Source organism: Synechococcus sp. CB0101 (assembly GCF_000179235.2).
GTDB lineage: Bacteria > Cyanobacteriota > Cyanobacteriia > PCC-6307 > Cyanobiaceae > Vulcanococcus.
The window spans coordinates 2,758,628-2,783,412 of sequence record NZ_CP039373.1 but is presented as its reverse complement, the minus strand read 5'-3'; the positions used below and the strand labels follow the sequence as shown (position 1 = coordinate 2,783,412).

At 66.7% G+C, this 24,785-nt stretch carries 22 protein-coding genes and 1 pseudogene; 19 read left to right on the top strand and 4 right to left on the bottom strand.

Annotation, left to right across the window (positions count from 1 at the left end):
• Window positions 1-54 precede the first annotated feature (54 nt).
• The 3 genes from CB0101_RS15100 to CB0101_RS15090 are packed head-to-tail and all read left to right on the top strand — an operon-like array spanning window position 55 to window position 2,490.
• Window positions 55-795, top strand: coding sequence for a response regulator (locus CB0101_RS15100; protein WP_010305343.1), 741 nt, complete (start codon window positions 55-57; stop codon window positions 793-795).
• Window positions 773-2,059 carry a HAMP domain-containing sensor histidine kinase gene (locus tag CB0101_RS15095; RefSeq protein ID WP_010305340.1) on the top strand — a complete coding sequence of 429 codons (1,287 nt, stop codon included), beginning with the start codon at window positions 773-775 and terminating at the stop codon, window positions 2,057-2,059. Before CB0101_RS15100 ends, CB0101_RS15095 begins: the two co-directional genes overlap by 23 nt.
• Before the next feature lie 47 nt (window positions 2,060-2,106).
• Entirely contained in the window at window positions 2,107-2,490 is a 384-nt protein-coding gene (locus CB0101_RS15090) for a hypothetical protein (RefSeq protein WP_010305337.1), read from the top strand.
• Window positions 2,491-2,570: 80 nt separating this feature from the next.
• Here the strand turns inward: CB0101_RS15090 and pgk are convergent, their stop codons facing one another.
• Window positions 2,571-3,776, bottom strand: a complete 1,206-nt coding sequence (gene pgk / locus CB0101_RS15085) for a phosphoglycerate kinase (protein ID WP_010305334.1) — start codon at window positions 3,774-3,776, stop codon at window positions 2,571-2,573.
• 124 nt (window positions 3,777-3,900) lie between these two features.
• Here pgk and CB0101_RS15080 point away from each other — a divergent pair, with 124 nt between their 5' ends.
• The 4 genes and pseudogenes from CB0101_RS15080 (at window position 3,901) to CB0101_RS15710 (ending at window position 6,451) form a co-directional block, all read left to right on the top strand.
• On the top strand, window positions 3,901-4,278 hold the full coding sequence (locus CB0101_RS15080; RefSeq protein WP_010305331.1) for a universal stress protein: 378 nt from the start codon (window positions 3,901-3,903) through the stop codon (window positions 4,276-4,278).
• Window positions 4,275-5,240: a ribosome biogenesis GTPase YlqF gene (gene ylqF, locus CB0101_RS15075; protein WP_010305328.1), complete on the top strand. Its 966-nt coding sequence runs from the start codon at window positions 4,275-4,277 to the stop codon at window positions 5,238-5,240. Before CB0101_RS15080 ends, ylqF begins: the two co-directional genes overlap by 4 nt.
• A pseudogene (locus CB0101_RS15070) lies at window positions 5,237-6,187 on the top strand (RluA family pseudouridine synthase); the annotation flags it as partial. The gene ylqF and the pseudogene CB0101_RS15070, both read left to right, overlap by 4 nt.
• Window positions 6,188-6,217: 30 nt before the next feature.
• Window positions 6,218-6,451, top strand: a complete 234-nt coding sequence (locus CB0101_RS15710) for a Nif11-like leader peptide family natural product precursor (RefSeq protein ID WP_246833887.1) — start codon at window positions 6,218-6,220, stop codon at window positions 6,449-6,451.
• On the opposite strand, the gene CB0101_RS15065 is transcribed toward CB0101_RS15710, so the two are convergent.
• The gene (locus CB0101_RS15065; protein WP_136644322.1) at window positions 6,427-8,058 is read right to left on the bottom strand and encodes an ABC transporter ATP-binding protein; all 1,632 of its coding nucleotides are present in this window, start codon (window positions 8,056-8,058) and stop codon (window positions 6,427-6,429) included. The genes CB0101_RS15710 and CB0101_RS15065 overlap by 25 nt on opposite strands.
• A 115-nt stretch (window positions 8,059-8,173) precedes the next feature.
• Between CB0101_RS15065 and CB0101_RS15060 the strand changes: the two genes are divergently transcribed.
• From CB0101_RS15060 to CB0101_RS15005, 12 genes are all read left to right on the top strand, one after another.
• Window positions 8,174-10,504 (top strand): bifunctional (p)ppGpp synthetase/guanosine-3',5'-bis(diphosphate) 3'-pyrophosphohydrolase, encoded by a 2,331-nt coding sequence (locus CB0101_RS15060; RefSeq protein WP_010305291.1) that lies wholly within the window; start codon window positions 8,174-8,176, stop codon window positions 10,502-10,504.
• Window positions 10,501-11,772 (top strand): chloride channel protein, encoded by a 1,272-nt coding sequence (locus CB0101_RS15055; protein WP_010305287.1) that lies wholly within the window; start codon window positions 10,501-10,503, stop codon window positions 11,770-11,772. Before CB0101_RS15060 ends, CB0101_RS15055 begins: the two co-directional genes overlap by 4 nt.
• Window positions 11,769-12,917 carry a cyclic nucleotide-binding domain-containing protein gene (locus CB0101_RS15050; RefSeq protein WP_010305283.1) on the top strand — a complete coding sequence of 383 codons (1,149 nt, stop codon included), beginning with the start codon at window positions 11,769-11,771 and terminating at the stop codon, window positions 12,915-12,917. The genes CB0101_RS15055 and CB0101_RS15050 overlap by 4 nt, the downstream gene beginning before the upstream one ends.
• Window positions 12,918-12,931: 14 nt before the next feature.
• Window positions 12,932-13,744, top strand: coding sequence for a class I SAM-dependent methyltransferase (locus CB0101_RS15045; protein ID WP_010305280.1), 813 nt, complete (start codon window positions 12,932-12,934; stop codon window positions 13,742-13,744).
• Window positions 13,741-14,037, top strand: coding sequence for a hypothetical protein (locus tag CB0101_RS15705; protein ID WP_246833788.1), 297 nt, complete (start codon window positions 13,741-13,743; stop codon window positions 14,035-14,037). Before CB0101_RS15045 ends, CB0101_RS15705 begins: the two co-directional genes overlap by 4 nt.
• Window positions 14,038-14,083: 46 nt before the next feature.
• Window positions 14,084-15,433 carry a tRNA uridine-5-carboxymethylaminomethyl(34) synthesis GTPase MnmE gene (mnmE, locus tag CB0101_RS15035; RefSeq protein ID WP_010305273.1) on the top strand — a complete coding sequence of 450 codons (1,350 nt, stop codon included), beginning with the start codon at window positions 14,084-14,086 and terminating at the stop codon, window positions 15,431-15,433.
• Between the two features lie 52 nt (window positions 15,434-15,485).
• Window positions 15,486-16,340 carry a carboxylating nicotinate-nucleotide diphosphorylase gene (gene nadC / locus CB0101_RS15030; protein ID WP_010305269.1) on the top strand — a complete coding sequence of 285 codons (855 nt, stop codon included), beginning with the start codon at window positions 15,486-15,488 and terminating at the stop codon, window positions 16,338-16,340.
• A gap of 87 nt (window positions 16,341-16,427) precedes the next feature.
• On the top strand, window positions 16,428-17,372 hold the full coding sequence (locus CB0101_RS15025; protein WP_050778746.1) for a DUF3365 domain-containing protein: 945 nt from the start codon (window positions 16,428-16,430) through the stop codon (window positions 17,370-17,372).
• Window positions 17,369-18,307: a PhnD/SsuA/transferrin family substrate-binding protein gene (locus CB0101_RS15020; RefSeq protein ID WP_010305263.1), complete on the top strand. Its 939-nt coding sequence runs from the start codon at window positions 17,369-17,371 to the stop codon at window positions 18,305-18,307. Before CB0101_RS15025 ends, CB0101_RS15020 begins: the two co-directional genes overlap by 4 nt.
• A complete protein-coding gene (locus tag CB0101_RS15015) occupies window positions 18,307-20,376 on the top strand; it encodes a protein kinase (RefSeq protein WP_010305259.1) in 2,070 nt (689 codons plus the stop codon). The genes CB0101_RS15020 and CB0101_RS15015 overlap by 1 nt, the downstream gene beginning before the upstream one ends.
• Before the next feature lie 44 nt (window positions 20,377-20,420).
• Window positions 20,421-22,214 carry an arginine--tRNA ligase gene (gene argS / locus CB0101_RS15010; RefSeq protein WP_010305256.1) on the top strand — a complete coding sequence of 598 codons (1,794 nt, stop codon included), beginning with the start codon at window positions 20,421-20,423 and terminating at the stop codon, window positions 22,212-22,214.
• 4 nt (window positions 22,215-22,218) lie between these two features.
• Entirely contained in the window at window positions 22,219-23,340 is a 1,122-nt protein-coding gene (locus tag CB0101_RS15005) for a histidinol-phosphate transaminase (RefSeq protein WP_010305253.1), read from the top strand.
• A 37-nt stretch (window positions 23,341-23,377) separates the two neighbouring features.
• On the opposite strand, the gene CB0101_RS15000 is transcribed toward CB0101_RS15005, so the two are convergent.
• Both CB0101_RS15000 and CB0101_RS14995 read right to left on the bottom strand, forming a co-directional pair.
• Entirely contained in the window at window positions 23,378-24,142 is a 765-nt protein-coding gene (locus tag CB0101_RS15000; protein WP_010305251.1) for an MBL fold metallo-hydrolase, read from the bottom strand.
• 36 nt (window positions 24,143-24,178) lie between these two features.
• Window positions 24,179-24,775, bottom strand: a complete 597-nt coding sequence (locus CB0101_RS14995; protein WP_010305248.1) for an aminodeoxychorismate/anthranilate synthase component II — start codon at window positions 24,773-24,775, stop codon at window positions 24,179-24,181.
• Window positions 24,776-24,785: the final 10 nt, after the last annotated feature.

The window sequence follows — 24,785 nt, the reverse complement described above, 5'->3', positions numbered from 1 at the left end:
GCGGCCTTGGCACCCCTATCTCCATACAGTCGGCCCAGGCCCTGGAAACCCTCGATGGCAGTGGCGTCGCGTTCGGCTTCAGCGCGGATCTGGGTGGTGGATGACGACCCCGAGCAGCGCCGGCTGCTCGGCACCTACCTCACCGATCAGGGCTACGACGTGCGCTGCCTGAGCAGCGGCGAGCAGCTGATGGCTCGGCTCGATGGCCAGCGACCCGATCTGGTGGTGCTCGATGTGATGCTCCCCGGCGACGACGGCCTCACCCTGCTGCGCCGTTTGCGCGATGGCGGCGACGATCTGCCCGTGGTGATGCTCACCGCCCGCGGTGACGGGGTGGATCGGATCATCGGCCTCGAGCAGGGCGCCGACGACTACCTCGGCAAACCTTTTCTGCCGCGCGAACTCACCGCCCGCATCGAAGCGGTGCTGCGGCGCCGCGTGGCCCTGCCCGCCGGCACGCCCCTGGCGGAGGGGCAGCTGGTGGAGTTCGGCGAGAACCGTCTCGATCTGGCGGCCCGCAGCCTCGAGCGCGGCGGTGTGCCGGTGGTGATCACCAGCGGTGAATTCAGCTTGCTCTCAGCCTTTGTGCAGCACCCCCATCGGCCCCTGTCGCGGGAGCGGTTGATCGAGCTGGCCCGCGGCCCCGGTTCCGACACCGACAGCCGCAGCATGGATGTGCAGGTGTCCCGGGTGCGCAAATTGGTGGAGCCCGATCCCGCCCGCCCCCGCTACCTGCAAACGGTGTGGGGCTATGGCTACGTGTTTGTGCCCGATGGCCAGCCCCGCAGCCGCTAAATACGCGCTGGTGGGGGCCGGTGTCTCGGCCCTCAGCCTGGCGCTCCTGCAGACGCTGTTGGCCCAGCGATTGGAGCGGGCCCAGATCATCCAGCTCGGCCCCGAGGTGGCGTTCAACTTGCGCTTGGGCGAGCTGGCCCTCGATCGCCTGCCCCCGGCAGCGCTCTCGCGCTTGAGCGGTTTGCCGTTACGGGTGGGGGCGAATCCGCCCCTGAGTCGCGATGGCCGCTTGCAGCGCCAGGCTCGCCAGCTGCAGCAGGAGCTGTGCCGGCAGATCACCCCTTGCCCGCCGGTGTTGCCGGCGGCGGGTGAACGCCCTGGGGTGTGGGTGGAGTTGCTCTCTCCGCTCGAGCCGGTGTGGCTGTTCACACCCCTGGATGCTTCGCGTCGCGGTGCCCCCGATCCGCTCCTGTTGGGCCTGGCCTTGCTGGCGGGCAGCATTTCCAGCTCGCTGCTTTACCTCTGGTGGGAGGTGCAGCGGCCGCTGCAACAGCTCGAGCAGGCCCTGGCGCAGGTGGGCAACAGCGAGTCGCCGGCCGCACCCCTGCCGGCAGCGGGCAGCGGTGCGGTGCGGCGGCTCACGGCCCGCTTCAAGGCGATGGTGCAGCGGCTGGCCACCAATGACCGCGAGCGCTCCACCATGCTCGCCGGCATTGCCCACGATCTCAAAAGCCCGCTCACCCGGCTGCGGTTGCGGCTGGCTGGTCACGCCGAGCAGCAGCGGGCCGAGGCCGATCTCGATGCGCTGGAGCGGATCACTGCGCAGTTTTTGTTGTTTGCCGGTGGCGGTGATCCGGAGCCTGCCGTGGAGTTACCGCTTGATCAATGGCTGGCAGAACTCAGTGCACCGATTGAGCCGGATCAGCTCAGCCTCGATCTCGAGCCACTGCAGGCCAACGTGCAGCCCACCGCCCTGGGCCGCGCCGTTGGCAACCTGATCGACAACGCTTTGAGCCATGGCCGGCCGCCACTGCGACTGGTGCTGAGGCGCGATGGCGAGGACGGATTTCGCATCGAGGTGTGGGACCACGGCGCGGGCATCAGCGCCGAGGCTTGGCCCCAGGCTCTGCAGCCCTTCCTGCGGCTCGACCGCGCCCGCGGCGGCAGCGGCCATTGCGGGCTGGGCCTGGCGATTGCGGCGCGGGTGGCGGCCAGCCATGGGGGGCAGCTGCACTGCGAGCGCAGCGAGAACGGCTTTGCGGTGGTGCTGCAGGGCCGCTCAGTTGCATCTGGTCACAGCTGTGTCGCCGGCGGACGCACCTGAAGCGGCCTGCGTTGCGCAGCATGAGCGGGTCTTGTTCTGGTGCCCCCATGGCCCCTTCCATCCTTCGCTCCCGCGCCGTTCTTGCCCTGGCGGGCGTGCTGGTGCTCAGCGCCGGTTCCGGCTTCAGCAAACCCCAGAAAGGTGGTGTTGGTGGCCCTGTGGTGGATGCCCTCAGCCGCCTCACCCCCGCCCAGCGCACGGAGTATCTCCAGGGCCTGCGCAGCATGGAGGAAACCCGCAGCGCTGAGCGTTTGCAGCAGCTCGATCAAGCCCAGAGCTGTCTGAGCAAGGCCGGCAGCCCCACGGCGGTGAGCGCCTGCTGGAAGAGCTTGATGGCGGAATCCCAGAAGTCGCGCGTGGCGCAGGCCCAACAGCATCAGGCCCTGGCTCAGCGCTTTGGGCTCCCCGAGGGCGGCAAGAAAAAACAGTGAGTTCGGGCTGCCGGCCTCAACCAACAAAAAAGGCCCCCTTGCGGGGGCCTTGCCAGCGATGCGCTGAGCGCTCGCGGGGATCAGGCTTCGTCGAGGGCGGCCACACCGGGCAGCACCTTGCCTTCCAGCAGTTCGAGGCTGGCGCCGCCGCCGGTGGAGATGTGCGACATCTTGTCGGCGAGGCCAGCCTTCTCCACAGCTGCCACGGAGTCGCCACCGCCGATGATCGTGCAGCAGCCCTTGCCGCTCAGGTCGGCCAGGGTGGTGGCGATGGCGTTGGTGCCGGCGGCGAAGGCGTCGAACTCGAACACGCCCATGGGGCCGTTCCAGATCACGGTCTTGCAGTCGGCCAGGGCGTCCTGGAACACCTTCACGGAATCAGGACCGATATCCAGGCCCATCCAGCCGTCGGGGATCGCATCCACCTTGGCGATCTGGCTGTTGGCGTCGGGGGCGAAGTTGTCGGCCAGCACCACATCGGTGGGCAGCAGGAACTGAACGCCCTTGGCAGCAGCTTTGGCCTCGAGCTCCTTGGCCAGCTCCAGCTTGTCCTCTTCCACCAGGCTCTTGCCGACGGCCAGGCCGCGGGCCTTGTAGAAGGTGAAGATCATGCCGCCGCCGACAAGGATCTTGTCGCACTTGTCGAGCAGGGCCTCGAGCACGCCGATCTTGGAGCTCACCTTGGAGCCACCCACGATCGCGGCCAGGGGGCGCTTGGGCTCGTCGATGGCGCCCTGCAGGTACTGCAGCTCCTTCTCCATCAGGTAGCCGGCCACGCTGGGGCTCAGGTACTGGGTCACGCCCTCGGTGGAGGCGTGGGCGCGGTGGGCGGCGCCGAAGGCGTCGTTCACGTACACATCAGCCAGGGCTGCCAGCTGCTTGGCGAAGTCGCCTTCATTCTTCTCTTCTTCAGCGAAGAAGCGCACGTTCTCGAGCAGCACCACGTCGCCCTCGGCCATGGCCGCCACCTTGGCTTCGGCATCGGGGCCGATGCAGCTGTCGGTCTTCACCACGCTCTTGCCCAGCAGCTCGCTCAGGCGGGCGGCCACGGGGGTGAGGCGCATGCCCTCGTTCACCTGACCCTTGGGACGGCCGAAGTGGGCCGAGAGGATCACCTTGGCGCCCTTGCCGGTGAGGTCGTTGATGGTGGGCAGGGCGGCGCGGATGCGGGTGTCATCGGTGATGGCGCCGGCATCGTTGAGGGGCACGTTGAAGTCGACCCGAACCAGCACGCGCTTACCGCGCAGTTCATCAGCGGAGAGGCTGGCCAGGGAACGCTTCGCCATGGGTGGGGGCTAAGGGAAAGGTCGGGCGAATTTAGCGGGCCGGTCAAGGGGGGAACCTCACTGGTGGGTTCTCCAGTGATCAGCGTTTCTGGCGCTAAACAGAGAAAGCACCGGCCAGTCGGCCATGTTCGAGACCGTTCTCTTCCCGATCGATCGCAGCCGTCAGGCGGCTGAAACCGCCGCCACGGCCCTCAAGCTCGCCCAGCAGCACCAGAGCAAGTTGGTGGTGCTCTCGGTGGTGGAGCCCGAGCAGGACGACCCCGCGGCCGTTGCTGAGCTGCTGGAGCAGGCGCGCAGCCGCTTTCAGGAGCAGGGGGTGAGCTGTGGCGTGATCGAGCGGGAGGGCAAGCCTGCTTTCGTGATCTGCGATGTGGCTGATGAGATCAATGCCGATGTGATCGTGATGGGCACGCGAGGGCTCACGCTGGAGGCTGATGAAGCGCCCAGCACCGCCTCGCGCGTGATCCAGCTGGCGCCCTGCCCTGTGTTGGTGGTTCCGTGAGTGAGTTGCTGAGTTCCGCCGCCCCGGCCATTCAGTGGTACCCGGGGCATATCGCCAAGGCGGAGCGCTCGCTCACCGGCAACCTCGCCAAGGTGGATTTGGTGATTGAGGTGCGCGATGCGCGCATCCCCACCGCCACGGGCCACCCGCGCCTGCAGCGCTGGATCTCCGGCAAGCAGCACCTGCTGGTGCTGAATCGGCGCGACATGATCCCCAAAGCGGCCCAAGACGCCTGGGATGCCTGGTTTCGCAGCCAGGGCCAAACCCCCTGGTGGAGCGATGCCAAAGCCGGCACCGGCGTGAAGCAGCTGCAGCAGGCGGCGATCCGCGCCGGGGATGCGCTCAATGAACGCCGCCGCTCCCGGGGCATGCGGCCCCGGCCGGTGCGGGCCCTGATGCTCGGCTTCCCGAACGTGGGCAAGTCGGCCCTGATCAACCGCCTCGTGCGCCAGAAGGTGGTGGACAGCGCCCGCCGCGCCGGCGTGACCCGCAGCCTGCGCTGGGTGCGCCTCGGGCAAGACCTGGATCTGCTGGATGCCCCGGGCGTGCTGCCGCCGCGACTCGACGACCAGCTGGCTGCCCTGCGGCTTGCCCTGTGCGACGACATCGGCCAGGCCGCCTACGACGGTGAAGCCGTGGCCATGGCCTTCGTGCAGATGTTGGCGGGCTTGGAAGGTACGGCAGCCTCCGGTGTGAAGCCCGGACTGCTCGAGAGCCGCTACGGGGTTCCGGTGCCGCCGCTGGAGAGCGCTATCCCGATTACTGGTCATTCTGTACAGGCTGTACAGAATCAGGATGGTGCCCCTGTTGGGCCTGCGCGCCCCCTGCGCCCCGACGCCCATGGCTGGCTGGAGGCCGCGGCAGCCCGGCACACCAGCGGCGACACCGCTCGCATGGCGCAGCGCTTTCTCGACGATTTCCGCCGGGGCATGCTGGGCCCTCTGGCCCTGGAACTGCCGTGAGCGGATTTGGCGAAGGCGAAGGGGAGCTGCTCACCCTCACCTATCCCAAACCCCTGCCGATGCGGCTGGATCGCTGGCTGGTGGCCCAGCGCCCCGAGCAGAGCCGCGCCCGCATTCAGAAATTCATCGAATCGGGCTATGTGCGCGTGAACGGTGTCACCGGCCGCGCCAAAACCCCCCTGCGCCAGAGCGACACGGTGGAGCTGTGGATGCCGCCGCCTGAGCCGCTCCCCTACCTGATGCCCCAGGAGATCCCCCTGGATGTGCTCTTTGAAGACGAGCACCTGATCGTGCTCAACAAACCGGCCGGCCTCACCGTGCACCCGGCGCCAGGGAATAAAGACGGCACCCTGGTGAATGGCCTGCTGCACCACTGCCCCGATCTCCCGGGCATCAGTGGCAAGCTGCGCCCCGGCATCGTGCACCGCCTCGATAAAGACACCACCGGCTGCATCGTGGTGGCCAAGAGCCAGGAAGCGCTGGTGAAGCTGCAGGTGCAGATCCAGAAGCGCATCGCTTCACGCGAATACCTGGCGGTGGTGCATGGCGTGCCCGCCGCTGAGCACGGCACGATCGTCGGCGCCATCGGCCGCCATCCCGCCGACCGCAAGAAATACGCCGTGGTGCACGACGACAGCGGCCGCCACGCCTGCACCCACTGGACCCTGGTGGAGCGCCTCGGCGACTACTCGCTGATGCGCTTCAAGCTCGATACCGGCCGCACCCATCAGATCCGGGTGCACTGCGCCCACATCGGCCACCCGATCGTGGGCGACCCGGTGTACTCGCGTTGCCGCAAGTTGCCGATGGCGCTGCCTGGTCAGGCCCTCCACGCCTTCCAGCTGGGGCTGGATCACCCAATCAGCCGCGAGCGGATGCTGTTCGAAGCACCGCTGCCGGAGGTGTTTGAGAAATTGCTCGCCGTCCTGCGGCGCCGCACCCAGACTGGGTCTTTCTTCCCGCCTGAGGCCTTATCCATGGCCGAGCACAGCCTGCAAGCCTTCATCGTTGCCGTGCGTCAGGACCCTGCCTTGCAGCAGCAGCTGTCTGCCACGTCAGCAGCGGATGCGGATGAGGTGGCAGCAATCGCACGCCAGGCCGGCTTTGAGGTGCGCCCCTCCGATCTGGTGAACCATGCCGGCGGCACCCTCGTGGATTACGAAGACGAGGACTATTTCATGAAGCCTCAGTGGTGGGAGCTGGCTGGCTGAGGCAGTCGCGGGCACGCCTCCACCAAGGTGCGAGTGATCGGGGCTTCGGGATGCTCCAGCAGTTGATCCCCAGGCCCCTGCTCCACGATCCGGCCCCCGTCGAGCACGATCACCCGCTGGCAGAAGCCGCTGGCTACCGAGAGATCGTGCGTCACAAAGATCATCCCGAGCCCCAGCCGTTCCTGTAGCTCCCGCAGCAGCTGCAACACCTCGGCTTGGATCTCGGCGTCGAGCATGCTCACGCTTTCATCGCAGAGCAGCACCTGTGGTTGCAGCACCAGGGCGCGCGCAATCGCCACCCGCTGCTGTTGGCCGCCCGAGAGCTGGCGGGGCAGGCGGCCAGCGAAGGCTTCCGGTGGGTTGAGCCCAACCGAAGCCAGCAGCTCCCGGGCCCGTTCGCGGGCTTCGGCGCGGCTCGCCAGCCCGTGAATCAGCAGTGGATCAGCGATGGCATCGGCCACTGTCATCACCGGGTTGAGGCAGGCCAGCGGGTCTTGAAACACCATCTGGATGCGTCGCCGCGCCCGCCGCAGCGGCTCGCCCCGCAGCCGGCGCAGATCCTGGCCCTCAAGGCGCACCGCGCCGCCGCGCACCGGTGCCAGCCCCATCAAGGCCCGGCAGAGGGTGCTCTTGCCGCAGCCCGAGGCCCCCACCACGCCCACGGTTTCGCCCTGGCGCAGCTGCAGTCTCACGCCATCCACGGCGCGATACCAACGCCGCTGCCAGGGCAGACCCGGCAGCGGGTGCCAGCAGCGCAGATCCTCGAGTTCGATCAGCAGCGGTGCTTCGGCTGGAGCCGCCGGCGTTCGGCTGCCTTCACGGGCACGGGCAGCGTGCACCAACCGTTGGCCGAGATCAGATTGCGGCGTGGTGAGCAGTTGGGTGGAAGGCGCTTGCTCCACCAGGCGGCCTTGATCGAGCACGGCGATCCGCTGGCACCAGCGGCCTGCCATCGCCAGGTCGTGGCTGATCAGGAGCAGGGCCGTGCCTGATTCCTCGCATAGCCGGCAGAGCTCTTCCATCACCTGCCCGGCCACCGCCACATCGAGGCTGGTGGTGGGTTCATCGGCGATCACCAGCGCCGGCTCCAGCGCCATCGCCAGGGCGATCGCCAGGCGTTGGCGCATGCCACCGCTGAATTCGTGGGGGTAGCTGCCATAGCGATCGCAGCTGATGCCCACCCGCTCCAGCAACATCTCGGCCCGCAGCCGCACCTGATGGCGCTTCCAGCTGGGGCGGTGTTGGGCCAGGGTGTCGCTGAGGTGTTCGCCGATGCTCAGCAGTGGATTGAGCCGCGTCATCGGGTCCTGAAACACCAGGCCCACGGCTTCACCCCGCAGCCGCCGCAGGGCGCTGCGTTTCAGCCGGCGCGGATCTTCGCCGCAGAGCTGCAGCCCGCCGCTGCACACGCTCCCTTGGGGCAACAGCTGCAGCACCGCCCGCGCCACCGTGCTCTTGCCACAGCCGGAGGGGCCCACCAGGGCCAGGCGTTCGCCCGGGTTCAGGCGCACGTTCAGGCCCGCCAGGGTGTCGGCACTGCTGCCGGGGTAGCGCACCACCAGCTGATCGAGCTGCAGCACCGGGCCGGAGGTCTGGCGGGCGGCCATGGCGGGCGCGGCTGGGCTGTTCGTGTTCAGGTTGGCAGCCGCTTCGCCTGCAGACCCGCACATGGGGCCGGTTTGTTTCAGCTGCTGCATACGATGGACTGAACGGCAGGGCGTCATGCTCCAGGCGGTGACCGGCACAGCGGAAGCGGCGGCTCCAAGCCACGCCAGCCCTGCGATCGGTGTGCGCCAGATCCATGGCCCCAGCGATTACGGCATCGAGCTGCCCGAATGGCTCTGCCGCTGCATCGAGCATGTGCCCCCCGGGGCAGGCGATAGCTGCCCCACCGACGCCGAAGGTCTGCTGGCGTCCGCCTTCCACTTCGCCTTTCAGCTCCACGACGGCCAGGTGCGGGCCAGTGGTGAGCCCTACATCTGTCATCCCGTGGCGGTGGCCGATCTCCTGCGCGACATCGGCGCCAGTGCCGGCGTGATCGCCGCCGGCTTCCTGCATGACGTGGTGGAGGACACCGACGTCACCCCTGAAGAGATCGAGCAGCACTTCGGGCTGGAGGTGCGCGGCCTGGTGGAGGGGGTGACCAAGCTCGGCGGCATTCACTTCACCAACAAAACTGAGGCCCAGGCCGAAAACCTGCGCCGCATGTTCCTGGCCATGGCCAGCGACATCCGCGTGGTGCTGGTGAAGCTGGCCGACCGGCTCCACAACATGCGCACCCTTGGTGCGCTCAAGCCGGAGAAGCAGCAGCGGATTGCTCGCGAAACCCGCGAGATCTATGGCCCGCTCGCCAACCGCCTTGGCATCGGCCGCTTCAAATGGGAACTGGAGGATCTGGCGTTCAAGATCCTCGAGCCCGAGGCCTACCGCGATGTGCAGCAGCAGGTGGCGAGCAAGCGCAGCGACCGCGAGGAGCGCCTTGGTGTCACGGTGCAGCTGCTGCGCGATCGCCTGGCGGGAGTGGGTTTGGCCGACTGCGAGGTGAGCGGCAGGCCCAAACATCTCTATGGCATCTGGAGCAAAATGGAGCGCCAGCAGAAGGCGTTCCACGAGATCTACGACGTGGCCGCGCTGCGGATCATCTGCCCGAATCTCGAGAGTTGCTACCGGGCGTTGGCGGTGGTGCACGACACCTTTCGCCCGATTCCTGGTCGCTTCAAGGACTACATCGGTCTGCCGAAACCCAACGGTTACCAATCCCTGCATACGGCGGTGATCGGTCGGCATCGGCCGATTGAGGTGCAGATCCGCACGGCCGAAATGCATCGCGTAGCTGAATTCGGCATTGCCGCCCACTGGAAATACAAAGAAGGCGGTTCGCCCGCGGCCACTGGCTCCGATGCCGAGCGCTTCAACTGGCTGCGGCAGCTGGTGGATTGGCAGAAGGATGGTGTCGGCGACGACAGCAACGACTTCCTGCGTTCGATCAAGGAAGACCTCTTCGATGAAGAGGTGTTTGTGTTCACGCCCAAGGGCGATGTGGTGGGCCTGCGCAAAGGATCCACGGCTGTGGATTTCGCCTACCGCATTCACTCGGAGGTGGGCAATCACTGCCAGGGTGTGCGCATCAACGATCGCCTCTGCCCCCTCGCCACGCCTCTGCAGAACGGCGATTTCGTGCAGGTGGTCACGTCCAAATCGGCGCACCCGAGCCTCGATTGGCTCAACTTCGTGGCCACGCCTACGGCGCGTAATCGCATCCGCCATTGGTACAAAAAGAGCCACCGCGATGAGAACATCCAGCGCGGCACCGACATGCTCGAGCGGGAGCTGGGGCGTGATGGCTTTGATGCCCTGCTCAACGGGGAGGCCATGGCCCGGGTGGCCAAGCGCTGCAACTTGGTGGCCACTGAAGACCTGCTGGCGGCCATCGGCTTTGGGGGCGTCACCCTGCATCAGGTGCTCAACCGCCTGCGGGAGGAGCTGCGCCTGGCTTCGTCTGAAGCCCAGCCGGTGCTCAGCAACGAGGAACTGGCCCGCAAGGTCGAAGCCCAGGCTTCGGCAGCGCCGGCGGCTCCAGTCAGCACCCATGGCGAAGCCAGCCCGATCCTGGGGCTCGAGGGCCTGGAATACCGCATGGGCGGCTGCTGCAGCCCCCTACCCGGCGAAGCGATTGTGGGCACCGTGGCCCTCGGCAACCACGGCATCACCATTCACCGTCAGGACTGTTCCAACCTCAGCTCGGTGCCGGTGGAGCGCCGTTTGCCGGTGCGGTGGAACCCGCAAGCCTCCGATGAACTGCGCCGCCGCTACCCGGTGCAGCTGCGCATCGAGGTGCTCGATCGCGTTGGCGTTCTCAAAGACATCCTCACGCGGCTCTCCGATCACCGCATCAACGTGAGCGATGCGCGCGTGCGCACCAATCCCGGTAAGCCGGCCCGCATCGACTTGCGGGTGGAGCTGCAGAGCGCCCACCAGCTGCGCGACACCCTCGACCAGATCCGCTCCATGGCGGATGTGCTCGACATCGCCCGCACCGGCATCGGCTCGTGAGTGTCGACCGCAACGCCCTCGCGGCGCTGCTCACCTGGCTTGGCCTGGGCCTCCTGCTCGGGCTGCTGGAGCGGCCGTATCAGTGGCTGTCGCAACTGGGCTTTGAATTGCAACGCCGCCTCTGGCTTGATGCCGTAGGTGTGCCCTGGCAAGGGGCGGCGTTGGTGTTCGTGGGGGCCTTGCTCTTGCTTTGGCTGGCCTGGGGGCCGTTGGCTGCTGGTCGGGGCGGCGGGCTCACCCCTGCCCTGGCGATGCAGCAGGGTGCCCCGGAAGCGGCGATGCAGGAGCGTCTCAGCTTGCGCACGCAGCTCATCCGCCTCCCCTTGATGGTGCTCACCCACCTGGCGGGCATGAGTGTGGGGGTCGAGTCGCCGTCCGCCAGCCTTGGCGCCGCGTGCTTCCTGGCGATGCGTCGCCGCTGGCCCAACCATGGCGCCTGGGCGGGCATGCCTCTGCCGCTGTTCACGGCCATCGGTGCCGGCGCCGGCCTTGGGGCCGCGTTCCGCTCACCCCTCCTGGGGGTGACCTACGCCATCGAAGAGCTCAGCCGCGAGAAAGGGCTGCCGCTGGTGCTGCCCACTCTGTTGGTGGCCGGCAGTGGCGCGTTGGTGGCCTCCCGCCTCGGCCAGCCGGCTCGCCTCGCAGGCCTGGAGCTCGGGATGCTGCCTGGGCATCTCTGGGGGTGGGCGCTGCTGGTCACCGTGCTCGGTGCGCTGCTCGGTGCTCTGTTTGTACGCCTCCTGATTCCCCTGGCCGGTTGGCTGGGCCGGCGTTTGCGGGCGCAGCACCTGCCGGTTGCGGTGGCGGTGGCAGGCGTGCTCACGCTGTTGGCGTTGCTCAGTGGCGGCCTCAGCCTCAACGATGGGTCCCTGTCGCTGGCGGCTGAGCTGCAGGGTGAGCCGGGCGGCACGGCCGCCACGCTGCTTTGGCGCTATCTGGCCTCGCTGCTGAGCATTGCGGCGGGTTCGCCCGGGGGCCTGATGCACGACAGCATGAGTCTGGGGTCGTTGCTTGCAGCACCGCTGCGATTCCTGCCGCCTGAGGCCCAGGCCCAGCTGGCGGCCATCGGTGCCACCGCCCTGTTTGCCGCTGCCAATCGCACGCCCTTGTTCTGTGCCTTGTTCGTGTTCACCCTGCAGGGAGATCCCCAGCTGTTGCTTCCGTTGTTGCTGGCGAGTGCGATCAGTGCGGCCCTGGCCGAGCCCCTGCGGGGCATCACCTGGAATGAAGCGCAGGTCGACATGTCGTTGCTGCAACGCAGGCCATGAACCTCCAGGTGCTGCTGGTTGAGTCCCCCGAGCAACGGGAGGCGATCTATGCACTCCGTTACGCCATCTATGTGGAGGAGATGGGCAAATCGCCTCCGGCGGCCGATCACCAGCGCCGCTGGATCCGCGATGGTCTTGATGCCAGCGCTCGCCTCTATGCCATTCAGAACGAGGCCGGTGCCTTGGTGGGCACGTTGCGCCTCAATCGCCTCAGCGATCTGAACGATCCGCTCCGGGAGTTGGAGCCCCTGCCGATGGCGCCGCTGCTCGAGCGTTTTCCGCCGGAGGCGATCTCCCACACCTCGCGCCTGATGCTGCTGCCCGCCTGGCGCGGTGGCGCAGCCCTGGGACTGCTGTTCAACCGCTGCTACGGCGATGCCGCCGAGGCCGGTGTGCGTGTGGATCTGTGCCACGCCAAGCCTGGCCTGGTGGAGCTCTATGAGCAGCTGGGCTACCGCCGCTTCTGCCCCGGTCTCGAGCTGGCGGGGGTGGGCTATCAGGTGCCGATGCTGCTCGCCTTGCACGATCGCGAGCATCTGCGCGACAGCCGTTCGCCGCTGCTCCGCCACCCGGCTAGCCGCCAGGGCGAGGACCGCTGGGGTGATGCCGGCTGGATGGCCGCGATCGGGGAGAGCTATCGCGGCCTCAATCACCGGCTGGTGGAGCCCGACCACTTCTGGGCGGCGGTGGGTGATGCCCTGCGGGAGGGCGAGCAGGAGATCCCGCTGTTCCGGGGGCTGAGCGAGGAGCAGGCGCGCACCCTGCTCAAGACCGGCACCGTGCTCAGCTGCGAGCCCGGTGATCGCCTGGTGGGCGAGGGGGAGCCGCAGCAGGAGCTGTTCGTGGTGCTGGAGGGGGTGGCGGAAGTGTGGCGACAACACGACGACCACCGGCTCTCCCTGGCGCTTCTGCAGCGGGGTGCGGTGTTTGGGGAGATGGGCTTCCTCGGCCGGGCTCGTCGCAGCGCCGATGTGATTGCCGTGACGCCGATGCAGGTGCTGGTGCTTACCCAGGCCTTCCTGAATCGTTCCATTCGGCATCAACCGGATGCAGCGGCGTTGCTGCTCCGTAACCTCTCGATGGTGCTGGCGGAGCGGTTAGCGCAGACCACCGATCGCCTCTGGCAGCTGAGCCAATCCACCTGAACCCCGTGCTCCCGATGGCTGCTGCCTCCTCTGCCGGTTCCTATGACTTCAACGCCCTCGGCACGGCGAGTGGAGAGTTGGACCGTCTGCAGCTGCAAGCCCGCCGCTCCGCTGAGCTGGAGCGCAGCCTGCTGTTGCAGATGGGCTTGCAGGACGGACAGGACGTGTTGGATCTGGCCTGCGGCCCCGGTGTGATCAGCCGACTGATCGCCGAGACCCATCCCGCCAGCCGGGTGACGGCGATTGACCTCAATGGCGACCTCTTGGATGCCGCGCGCCAGGAAGCTGCCGCCGCCGGCCTGGAGCGGATCACCTTTCTGCAGGGCGATGTCTATGCCCCGCCGCTGGAGCCCGGTCGTTTCGATTTCATCTACGCCCGGCTGCTGTTCCAGCACCTCGAAGATCCGCTGCGGGCGCTGCAGGCGGTGCGCGGCCTGCTCAAGCCCGGCGGCAAGCTTTGCATCATGGACATCGACGATGCCTGGCTCAGCTTGGTGCCTGAGCCCGAGGGCTTCCGGTCCTTCACCGAAGCGGCCGCTCGCGCCCAGGCGCGTCAGGGCGGTAACCGCCACATCGGCCGCGAGCTCGGCGGGTTGCTCGAGGCGGCCGGCTTTGGCGACGTGGCCGTGCATGTGGAAACGGTGAGCTCACGCCAGCTCGGCATGCGCGCCTTCCTCGACATCACCCTCGGCTTCAAGCGCCTGTTGCTCAGCGGCGCCGAGCTTGAGGCCGCTGCCGGCACGCTCGCGGCGGCGGATGCTTTGGTGGACGACCCTCAGGCCTGGGCCTTTGTGGGTGTCTTCCTGGCCAGTGGTTGCCGCGTTTGAGCGGGCTGCGTTCTGATCCCCCCACACAAGCCAGGCCCGGTGGCGTGCACTACAGCTCCGCCCTGTTGCTGCGCCTACGACGGTGCCACGCTGCAGCCGATGCCATGACCTCCGAACAGGCCGCTCAACTGATCGACGACACCCTCGATCTGGTGCATCAGCGATTGATCTCCCTGGAGCACGAGGAGCAGACCCAGGCCCACCGAGCCCTTGCGGAAGAGTTCCGCGAGTGGCGCCATCCCAGCGGTGGGCACATCGATCTGATGGTTTGCCCGGGATTCCCGCAAGCCTGAGCCGCTGAGCGCCGGGAGACACTGGAGGCATCGCCTGCCTCTTGCCTTGCCGGACGACACCATCGCTGCTGTGGCCACGGCCATCGCTCCCGGCGAGGGCAGCGTGGCGATTGTGCGGGTGTCGGGCCCAGAGGCAGAAGCGATTGGCCAACGGCTGTTTTCAGCACCGGGAGATCAGCCCTGGGAGAGCCATCGGGTGCTCTACGGCTACGTGTGTGATCCCGCTAATGGCGAGCGGGTGGATGAGGCGCTGCTGCTGTTGATGCGCGCGCCGCGCAGCTTCACCCGCGAAACAGTGGTGGAATTTCATTGCCATGGCGGCTTGATCAGCGTGCAGCGGGTGCTGGAGCTGGTGCTGGTCAGCGGTGCAAGGCGCGCCCTGCCTGGGGAATTCAGCCAGCGGGCCTTTTTGAATGGCCGCCTCGATCTCACCCGCGCTGAAGCCATCAGCGAGTTGGTGACGGCCCGCAGCCGCCGAGCCGCACAGCTGGCGATGGCCGGCCTCGATGGCGGCTTGCAGGTGCGCATCAGCGCCCTGCGTGAGCGCTTGCTCGATCAGCTGGCGGAGCTGGAAGCGCGGGTGGATTTCGAAGACGATCTGCCGCCCCTCGATGGCGACGCTGTGGCGCTGGAGCTCCAGGCGGTGCGCACGGATCTGGAGCAACTGGTTGCTGATGGCGAGCGCGGTCAGCTGCTGCGTGAGGGCCTGCGCGTCGCCATCGTGGGGCGCCCCAATGTGGGTAAATCCAGCCTGCTGAATCGGCTGAGCTGCAGTGAGCGGGCGATCGTCACCGATCTGCCCGGTACCACCCGCGATCTTGTGGAGAGCGAACTGGTGCTGCAGGGCGTGCCGCTCACCCTGCTCGACACCGCCGGCATCCGCGCCACCACCGATCGGGTGGAGCAGATCGGCATCGAGCGCAGCCGCTCGGCTCTTCAGGTCGCCGATGCGGTGCTGTTGCTCTTTGATCTGAGCGCCGGCTGGTGCGATGACGATGCCGCTCTTGGCGAGCTGGTGCCCGAAGGCGTGCCTGTGTTGGTGGTGGGTAACAAGGCCGATCAGCTCACTGGGGCTCCCGCTGTGCAAGCTGATGTCTGCATCAGCGCCCTCACCGGTGCGGGCGAAACCGAACTGGTGCACCAGCTCCTCGCGCGCTGCGGCCATAGCGATCCCCAGGGCGTGCAGCTGGCCCTCAATCGCCGTCAGCAGGATCTCGCCGCCGCCGCCGCCGCCAGCCTCAGCGCCAGCCTGGAGGCGGCCAGTCAGCAGCTGCCCTGGGATTTCTGGACTATTGATCTGCGTGCTGCGGTGCGGGCCCTGGGTGAAATCACGGGTGAGGAGGTGAGCGAAGCGGTGCTGGATCGCGTCTTCTCCCGCTTCTGCATCGGCAAGTGAGCCCCCAGCTGGGCCCACAGAATGGGCGGGCTCAGCTGCAACGCGTGCCTGGATGGCAGCTCCCCTGACCATCACCCCCCAGCTCCGAGCCCAGCTGCAGGCCTGGCTGATGGAGGACCTCGGCCGCGGCGATCTCAGCGCTGCTGCGTTGCAGGGATGCCAGGGCCGCGCCTACTGGATCGCCAAGGCAGAAGGGCGCTTCTGCGGAGGCGTGCTGCTCCAGCCCTTGCTGCAGGAGCTGGATCCCGATGGGCAGGTGCGGTTGCTGGTGGAGGAGGGTGCGCGGGTGATCGCTGGCCAGCGCTTGCTCGAGCTGGAGGGTTCGGCGGCGGCGCTGGTGGGTGTGGAGCGCACGGCTCTCAATCTGGCCATGCGGTTGTCGGGCATTGCCACAGCCACCGCAGCCCTGGCGGCGGAGTTGGCGCACACGGGCGTGCACCTGGCGGACACCCGCAAAACCACGCCAGGGCTGCGGGTGTTGGAGAAATACGCGGTGCGTTGCGGCGGCGGGGTGAACCACCGCATGGGCCTCGATGATGCCGCCATGCTGAAGGAAAACCACCTGGCCTGGGCCGGTGGTGTGCACCAGGCCGTGGGGGCAGTGCAGGCCTCGGCCCCTTGGCCGGCGCGGGTGATCGTGGAGGCGGAAACGGAGCAGCAGGCCCTTGAGGCGGTGGAAGCGGGGGCAGATGGGGTGCTGCTGGATGAGTTCACTCCGGCGGCTCTGACGGCCCTGGTGCCAGTGCTGCGCCGCCTGGCGGCAGGTCGTTCCGTGGTCCTGGAGGCTTCCGGCGTTCAGCCCGAGCAGCTACGGGCCTATGCAGCCACGGGCATTGATCTGATTTCCACCAGCGCGCCCGTCACCCGCAGTTGCTGGTTGGATCTGAGCATGCGCTTCGAGAACTGAGTTCAGCCGGCTTGTGTGCGGTCGCATCAGGGGCTGTTGCTTTTGCAGCGTGCCCCTTACCTTGTGGGGGCGAACTGTGGCTGCAACATGAAGTTTCCGGTGCTCCAGGGCTGGATGGTCGGCTCCGGGCAACGGCCGCTCCGCAAGCAGTTGGCCATCACCTTGTCGGCCATCTTTGCGGTCTCGATCCTGGTGGCTGTGCTGCTGCTGAATCAGCTCTTTGGCCTCCAGGCACGCAACCTGATTGATCAGCGCTCCAGCTTCTTCATGGATGCGATGTTGGCCGTTCGGGAATACACCAGTAAAGACGTTAATCCCATTGTTGCGCCGCTGAATGAGGGGCCGGGTGCGTTCCGTCCTGAGTCTGTACCCAGCTATTCCGCTCAGACGGTCTTTTCGTATCTCAAGGCCAAGCCCGAGTACAGGGACTATTCCTATCGCGAAGCGGCGCTCAATCCCACAAACCTCCGTGATAAGGCTGATAGCTTTGAAACAGGGGTGATTGAGCGCTTTCGCAATGAACCATCGCTGACCACGTTGGCGGGGGAGAAGAGCACGCCGCTTGGTCCGATGCACTTTGTGGCGCGGCCGATCAAGATCACCAAAGAGAGTTGCCTTGTTTGTCACTCCACCCCGAATCGGGCACCGGCCAGTCAACTGCTCACCTATGGCGATAGCAGCGGTTTTGGTTGGAAGCTCAATGAGATCGTGGGCGCTCAGATTGTCACGGTGCCTCAAAAAGCTGTGTTTGAGGCGAAAGACCGGTCGCTGTTCACCACAGCGTTGCTGTTTGTGATCGCATTTGTGGCGGTCGGGCTGATCACCAACAGCGTGCTGAATCAATTGATCCTGCGCCCCATGCGTGAGATCAGCCGTAAGGCGGAGGAGGCCAGCGTCACTCCAGCCACCGTGTCGTTCGATGAGCGCAGCCGCAGCGATGAGATCGGTCTGCTGGCCCGCAGCTTTGAGCGGATGAAGCAGAGCTTGGCCATCTCGATGCAGATGCTCAAGGATCGGCAAGGGCGCCCATGAGCGTTGCTGGCTTGGGAGTGCGGCGGCCGCTGCTGGCCGTTGCTTCATTGCTTGGGATCTTGAGTGGCTGCGGGCAGCAACCCGCTGCGCAGATGAGCCTCTGCGGCCCGACCGGTCAGCTGCGGGTGGGATTCGTGGGAGCTGAAGAAGGTCGTGGTTCAGCGGGACAAGCCGTGTTGCTTGACCCTGAGATTTCCAGTCTTCGCGATCTGCTCACCGTCGCCAGTCGCTGTGAGGTATCGCTGGAGCCGGTGGCGAGCCCGGAGCAGGCACGGCAACGGCTCGGGGCCGGTGAATGGGATTTGGCATTCCTGCCGCCTGGCCTGGCCGCGTTGGCGATGGAGGGGGCTGGCAACCGCGACTACAGCCTGCTGCGCCCGCTTGGGCAGCGCAGTCAGTCACGTTCGCAGTTGTTGGTGTCGTCCGGTAGTGAGCGGCGCACGCTCGCACAATTGAACGGCGCCCGGTTGGGCTTATTGCCGCGCGGTTCGCTCACCGGTTTTTATCTGCCCCTCTACAACCTGCACGGGTTGCGTCTGCAGTCGGTGGACTATGCGCTGAGTTACCGCGAGTTGCTCGATCAATTGCGGGCCGGCAGGCTGGATGTGATCGCTTGGGATGCTTCGCTTCCTGATCCCGGCCCGGATGTTCGGGTGATCGTTGATGATCCGAATCTGATCCCCGTGGGTGCGTTGGTGTTGAGTCAGCCCCTGGTGGCGGCTGATCACCAACCGTTTCTGAAGCTGCTGGACCAGAGTGCTGCCCAGCTTCCTCCCAGCCTCGGTTATGTGGCTGGGGTGTTGCCGGAGGCGCAACGGTTGCAACGGCTACGCACAGTCGTGACCAACGTGGAGAGCTGGACATTGCCCCTGAAAGGGCAGCCTTATGCCGTCTACGGTCGCAAACAGCAACTCAATGCTGAGGGAGCGAATTGATGGCCGGGCGTGAACGCCAGCTCAAGGCCATCGTGTTCAGCGATGTGGTCGATTCCTCCGTGAAGATCTTTGCCGATGAGCTGATTGCGATTCAGCGCATCAAAGAAGATCTGGCGCTGATTCGTGATGAGTTGCAGCGCCATGGCGGTTCCTTGGTGAAATCTCTGGGTGATGGCTTGCTGGCCACGTTTGATGGCCCCACCCAGGCGCTGGAATTCATTCAGTCCTGCGTGCAGAACCTGACGGCGAGGGGGCGTCAATCCCTGGCCCATCGCTTTGGTCTGCATACCGGGGAGATTTACGCCGACGGCGACGACATCCTCGGGCAGGGGGTACATCTGGCCTCGCGTCTGCAGACCGTGAGCCCTGCCAATGGTGTGGCGTTTGTGCGCTCCACTTACGACCTGATCGACCCCCGTTTTCGCCGCCTGGCACAGCCCATGGGCGAGGTGGAGCTCAAAGGGTTGCCAGAGCCGATGCAGGCCTATTGCCTGGGCCAGGAGCAGTTGCTCGATTTCGCCCAGGCCCATGCGCCCGAGGCGGTGCAACTGGAGATGCTGCTGGCGGATACGCCGTTTGAGCTGGTGCGCCCGTTGGGACGCTCTCCCGCTCAGCAGACCTTGCTGCTCCAGGAGCGGCAACGGGAGCGCCAGGCGGTGATGAAGCTCATCCCTGCAGGGCCGTCGCTGGTGGAGGCTCTGCAGGTGGAGGCTGCTTGTCTGGATCGGATGCGCCACCCTCGTATCCCGCGGGTGCTGGATGCCTATGCCCGCGCAGGGATGTTCTGCTTCATTCAGGAATACATTCCTGGCCCATCCCTCCAGGGATCACTGGATTTGCTGCGGCGCAAGCAGCGGTTGGCGGAGTTGCTGCGTCAGGTGCTGCAGGTGCTCGAGCAGGTGCATGCGGCTGGTCTGGTCCATGGCGATTTGCACCCCGCCAACCTGATCCCTCCACAGGAGGAGGGCCCGCTCTTCCTGGTGGATTTCTCGTTGCTGAAAGCCCGCCTGGATGCGGGGTCCGATCAGCGCACCGCAGGGTTCACGGGTGTGTCTGAGGCTGGGCGTCCGTTTTTCTCAGCGCCGGAGCGAGCTCGCTTCGGCCGGCTCACCCCAGCCGCCGACCTTTACGCCTTGGGGGTGTCGGCCTTGAGCCTTTACACCGGTCAAGATCCCGCCAGCCTCTACGACGAAGCCCAGGGCTGTTGGTCACTGCAGGGGGTGGAGGCGGAGGTGGCTGGTTGGCTGGCCCCCCTGCTGGAGGACCTGCCGGCCCGGCGGGTTCAGCAGGCAGCTGATGCCTTGCGGCTGCTCGATCAGCCGCCCACGGCTCCGTTGGCCAGCTCCGCCCCGGCGCTGGGGAGCTCGGCGACCAGCCACGGTGCGCTCAGTAAGCCCGTGCTGCATCAGCAGCTGGTGAGCACCTATGGCCCGATGGTGGAGTTGCTGCTCGACAGCCAGCCCAGCGTGATTGCGGCCGCACAGGTGCCTGCGCTGCAGGAGCGGTTGGTGGCGGCCGGCCTGGCGCGCGCTGACGTGGAGGAGGCCTGCCGCACCGCGCAGGTGCAGCCGGAGCCGGCGGTTGCGGTGGAACCCGAGCGCCCGCAGGCCTCTGTGTCCTCCCCGGCTCAACAGGCGGGGCCTGGGCTCGGAACCCTGGCAGCGCTGCGCCTGGCGATTGGTCCGATCGCTGATCTGATCTGGACGGCGGAGATGGAGCGGGCTGCGGCGGCTGATCCGCAGCGATTGCGCGAGTTATTGCTCCAGGCCAGCGTTCCGGAGACAGCTGTGGAGTCGCTGTTGCAGCAGGTCTCGGAGGCGGTGGCTGAGTCAGCTCCCGTCGTGGCGGAGGCCCTTCAGCCCACCACCCCCGAGCGGGACGAGCCTGCGGCTGTGGATGGAGAGCAGTTGCTGTTGCGCCTGATCGGCCCCATTGGCAGCACGGTGTGGCAAGAGGTGGCCCACTTGCCGGCGGAGCAGCGGCTGGCGGCTCTGGAATCCACCCTGCGGGGCTACGGCCTGGATGCGCTCACCCTGGCGGATCTGCGCCGGCAGCTTCAAGGGGGATGATCACATCACCTTGAAGGCCGCCCCTGGGGGTGGTGGGTGATTCCATGCTCCGCATCGCTGAAACCCTGGACAACCAGCTGCGAGCAGCGATGGAGCGTGCCTTTCCTGAGGCGGCGCCGCCGGCTGGTGGGTTCGATCCCCAGTTGGCCCCCGCCAGCAAGCCCGAGTTCGGCGATTTTCAGGCCAATGGAGCGTTGCCACTGGCCAAACCGCTGGGGCAGCCGCCGCGGGCGATCGCCACGGCGGTGGTGGAGCAGCTGAAGGCGTATCCGAGCTTTGCGGAGCTGTGCCTCGAGCCCCAGATCGCAGGGCCCGGGTTCATCAACCTCACCTTGCGCCCCGAGCGGCTCGCGGCTGAAGTGCAGGCCTGCCTCCAGGACCAACGCCTTGGGGTGCCGGCGGTGCAGGGCGGATCGCCGGTGGTGGTGGATTTCTCCAGCCCCAACATCGCCAAGGAGATGCACGTGGGGCACCTGCGCTCCACGATCATTGGCGACTCGCTGGCCCGGGTGCTGGAGTTCCGCGGCCATCCGGTGCTGCGGCTCAACCATGTGGGCGATTGGGGCACCCAGTTCGGGATGCTGATCACCCACCTCAAACAGGTGGCACCCGAGGCGCTCGACACGGCCGATGCGGTGGACCTCGGCGATCTGGTGGCCTTCTATCGCGAGGCCAAGAAGCGCTTCGACGACGACGAGGCCTTCCAGACCACCTCCCGTGAGGAGGTGGTGAAGCTGCAGGGCGGTGATCCGGTGTCGCTGAAGGCCTGGGGCCTGCTCTGCGATCAAAGCCGCCGTGAATTCCAGAAGATCTACGACCGGCTCGACATTCGTCTCAGCGAGCGTGGTGAATCCTTCTACAACCCCTACCTCGAGGGTGTGGTGGCCGATCTGGAGGCCACCGGTCTGCTGGTGGTGGATGACGGCGCCCGTTGCGTGTTCCTTGAGGGTGTGAGCGGCAAGGACGGCAAGCCGCTGCCGGTGATCGTGCAGAAGAGCGACGGTGGTTTCAACTACGCCACCACCGATCTGGCGGCGATCCGCTATCGCTTTGGCGCTGCACCGGATGGCGATGGCGCCCGCCGGGTGATCTACGTGACCGATGCCGGCCAGGCCAACCATTTCGCCGGCGTCTTCCAGGTGGCGCGCCGAGCCGGCTGGGTACCTGAAGACGGCCGGCTGGAGCACGTGCCTTTCGGGCTGGTGCAAGGGGAAGACGGCAAGAAGCTGAAAACCCGCGCCGGCGACACCGTGCGTCTGCGCGATCTGCTCGATGAGGCGGTGGAGCGGGCTGAGGCCGACCTGCGCCGCCGCCTGGAGGAGGAGGGCCGCCAGGAGGAGGAGGCCTTCATTCAGCAGGTGGCCACCACGGTGGGGCTGGCGGCGGTGAAATACGCCGATCTCAGCCAGAACCGGATCACCAACTACCAGTTCAGCTTCGACCGGATGTTGGCCTTGCAGGGCAACACCGCGCCCTATCTGCTCTACGCGGTGGTGCGCATCGCCGGCATCGCTCGTAAAGGTGGTGACCTGGAGGGCAGTTCAGTGCCGATCGATCAGCCCCTCAGCTTCCACGAACCGCAGGAATGGGCCCTGGTGCGCGAGCTGCTCAAGTTTGACGCCGTGATCGCCGAGGTGGAGGAGGAGTTGCTGCCCAATCGTCTCTGCACCTACCTGTTTGAGCTCAGCCAGGTCTTCAACCGCTTCTACGACCAGGTGCCTGTGCTGAAGGCCGATGAGCCAGCCCGCGCTTCCCGCCTGGCCCTCTGTCGCCTCACGGCTAACACCCTCAAACTGGGGCTGGGTCTGTTGGGCATTCCCACGCTCGAGCGCATGTGAACGGATGACAGCAGACCGCACCGCCCAGGACCATCCGTCCTCGCAGAGTTCGTTCCCTCAGCCTCGCCCCGAGGTGGAGAGCCTGCATGCCTACAGCGCACCGCTGGAGGGGCGGCGCCCGATGCTGCGGCTCGATTTCAACGAGAACACCATCGGCCCGAGCCCGCAGGTGGTGGAGGCGTTGCGGGCGATCCCTGCCGATCAGATCGCGATCTATCCCGAATACGACGGCCTGCGGGAGGCCGTGATCACCAATCTGAATCTGCCGTTGCAGCCTGAGCAGGTGGGGCTGTTCAACGGGGTCGACGCGGCGATCCACGCCATCTTTCATGCCTATGGCGACCGCGGCGAGACGTTGCTCACCACATCGCCCACCTTCGGCTACTACACCCCCTGCGCCCAGATGCAGGGCATGGCGATCCAGGCCATTCCCTACGAAGGTGCCGCGTTTGCCTTCCCGCTGGAGCCGATCCGTCATGCGCTCAACGCCAACCCTCGCTTGCTGTTGATCTGCAACCCCAATAACCCCACTGGCACGCGCCTGGCGCCGCAGCAGATCCTGGCGCTGGCTGCTGCTGCCCCGCAAACGTTGGTGGTGGTGGATGAGCTCTACGAAGCCTTCACTGGCGACAGCGTGTTGCCCCTGGCCGATTTCAGCTCACTACCCAATCTGCTGGTGCTTCGCTCCTTGGCCAAAACGGCTGGCCTGGCGGGCCTGCGTATCGGTTTTGCTATCGGCCATGCCGCTGTGGTGGATCGCATCAGCCGCGTCACCGGCCCCTACGACATCAACAGCTTTGCCGTCACCGCTGCTTTTGCGGCGTTGAAGGATCAGGCCTATGTGGATGGCTATGTGGCTGAGGTGATCGAAGCCCGCACCTGGATGGCGGAGCAGTTGCGGGTTGCCGGGGTGCGCCACCACGTGGAGGGAGGCAACTACCTGTTGGTCTGGCCCCAGCGTGATCCCGCTGAGGTGGATCAGGAGCTCCGCGCTGCTGGGATCTTGGTGCGGGCGATGACCGGCAAGCCGTTGATTGATGGATCGCTGCGGGTGAGCATCGGCACCCGTGAACAGATGCGGCGCTTCTGGGACGCCTACCAGACCATCGAGGCGCTCCGCACCTGAGGCCTTCGGAGCCCTGGATGCAGCTCAGGGCTCCAGATCAGCGCATCACCTCAATCTGGGTGCCTTCGCTCAGCTTGGCGGGGAGGCTCAGCACCCGGCCGACGCGTTTCACCGGCGTGCCGCTCATCGCCTGAAGGAAGGGGTCCACGCCGCCCTGATCGCAGTCTTTCGGAGCGGTGCCGCTCACGTATTGCACCGGAATCACCCGCCGTGGGTTGAGCTCGCGCACCACGGCGGCGGCTTCCGGACCGGTGTACACCTTGGCCCCGCCGCCCACGCCGATGATCAGCACATCGGGTTTGCCCAGCAGCACCTTGTCTTCGGGGTTGAGCTCGGCGGCCGTGCCGCCCAGATGGGCGAACTCCAGGCCGCCCTGCTTCCAGCGCCACAGGGTGGACTGACCGAAGCGGCGTCCGCCGAAGCGATCGTGGGGAGCGGAGATGCCCTCGATCTTCAGGCCAGCGACGCGGTAGGAGCCGGGGCTGCTGAGCAGGCGGCCACTGGCCACAGGCGCCCCCTCATCCAGCAGGCGGCTGCTCGCCAGGATCACGTTGGCACTCACCCGCGGTTCGGCGAGGCCCGCGGCGCAGCCCACGGCCTTGAACGGGTTGAGCAGCACCGTGGCGCCACCGCCGCGGATCAGCAAGGCGCTGTGCCCGTAGCTGGTGATCGTGACGCCGGTGTTGGCGCTGGCGGCCAGCGGCAGGGTGACGGCCGCGGCGGTCAGCGCGCGAATCGGCAACGAAACGGTCTGATGCAGAGAAACCTTTTTGCGCAGAGCAACCAACGTCGGCAGGGCCATGGTGGAGCGGGTTGCCTGGAATGCGTGGGCCGAACCCTAGCCCGCTGCTGCCTGGGTGAGGAAATTGCTCAGCAGCTGGTGGCCGTTCTGGGTGAGCACGCTCTCGGGGTGGAACTGCACTCCCTGGAGGTGCGGATAGTCGCGATGGCGCAGGCCCATGATCGTGCCGTCCTCGAGCCAGGCGGTGATCTCCAGGCAGTCAGGTAGCGACTCACGCTCGGCGATCAGGCTGTGATAGCGGGTGGCGGTGAGGGGGTTGGGCAGGCCGGCGAACACGCCTTGCCCTTCATGCAGCACGGGCGACGTTTTGCCGTGCATCAGTTCCTTGGCGCGCACCACCTTGCCCCCGTACACCTGGGCAATCGATTGATGGCCGAGGCACACCCCCAGGGTGGGGATGGTGGGGCTGAGCTCCCGCAGCACCTCCAGGCAGACCCCGGATTGGTCGGGGTCACCGGGGCCGGGGGAGATCAGGATCGCGTCGGGAGCGAGTTCGCGGATCTGATCCAGGGTGAGCGCGTCATTGCGCTCCACCCGCAGGTCGTCGGTGATCGGGTGATCGGCGGCCAGCTCACCCAGGTACTGCACCAGGTTGAAGGTGAAGCTGTCGTAGTTGTCGAGAACGAGAAGCATCGCCGCGCCT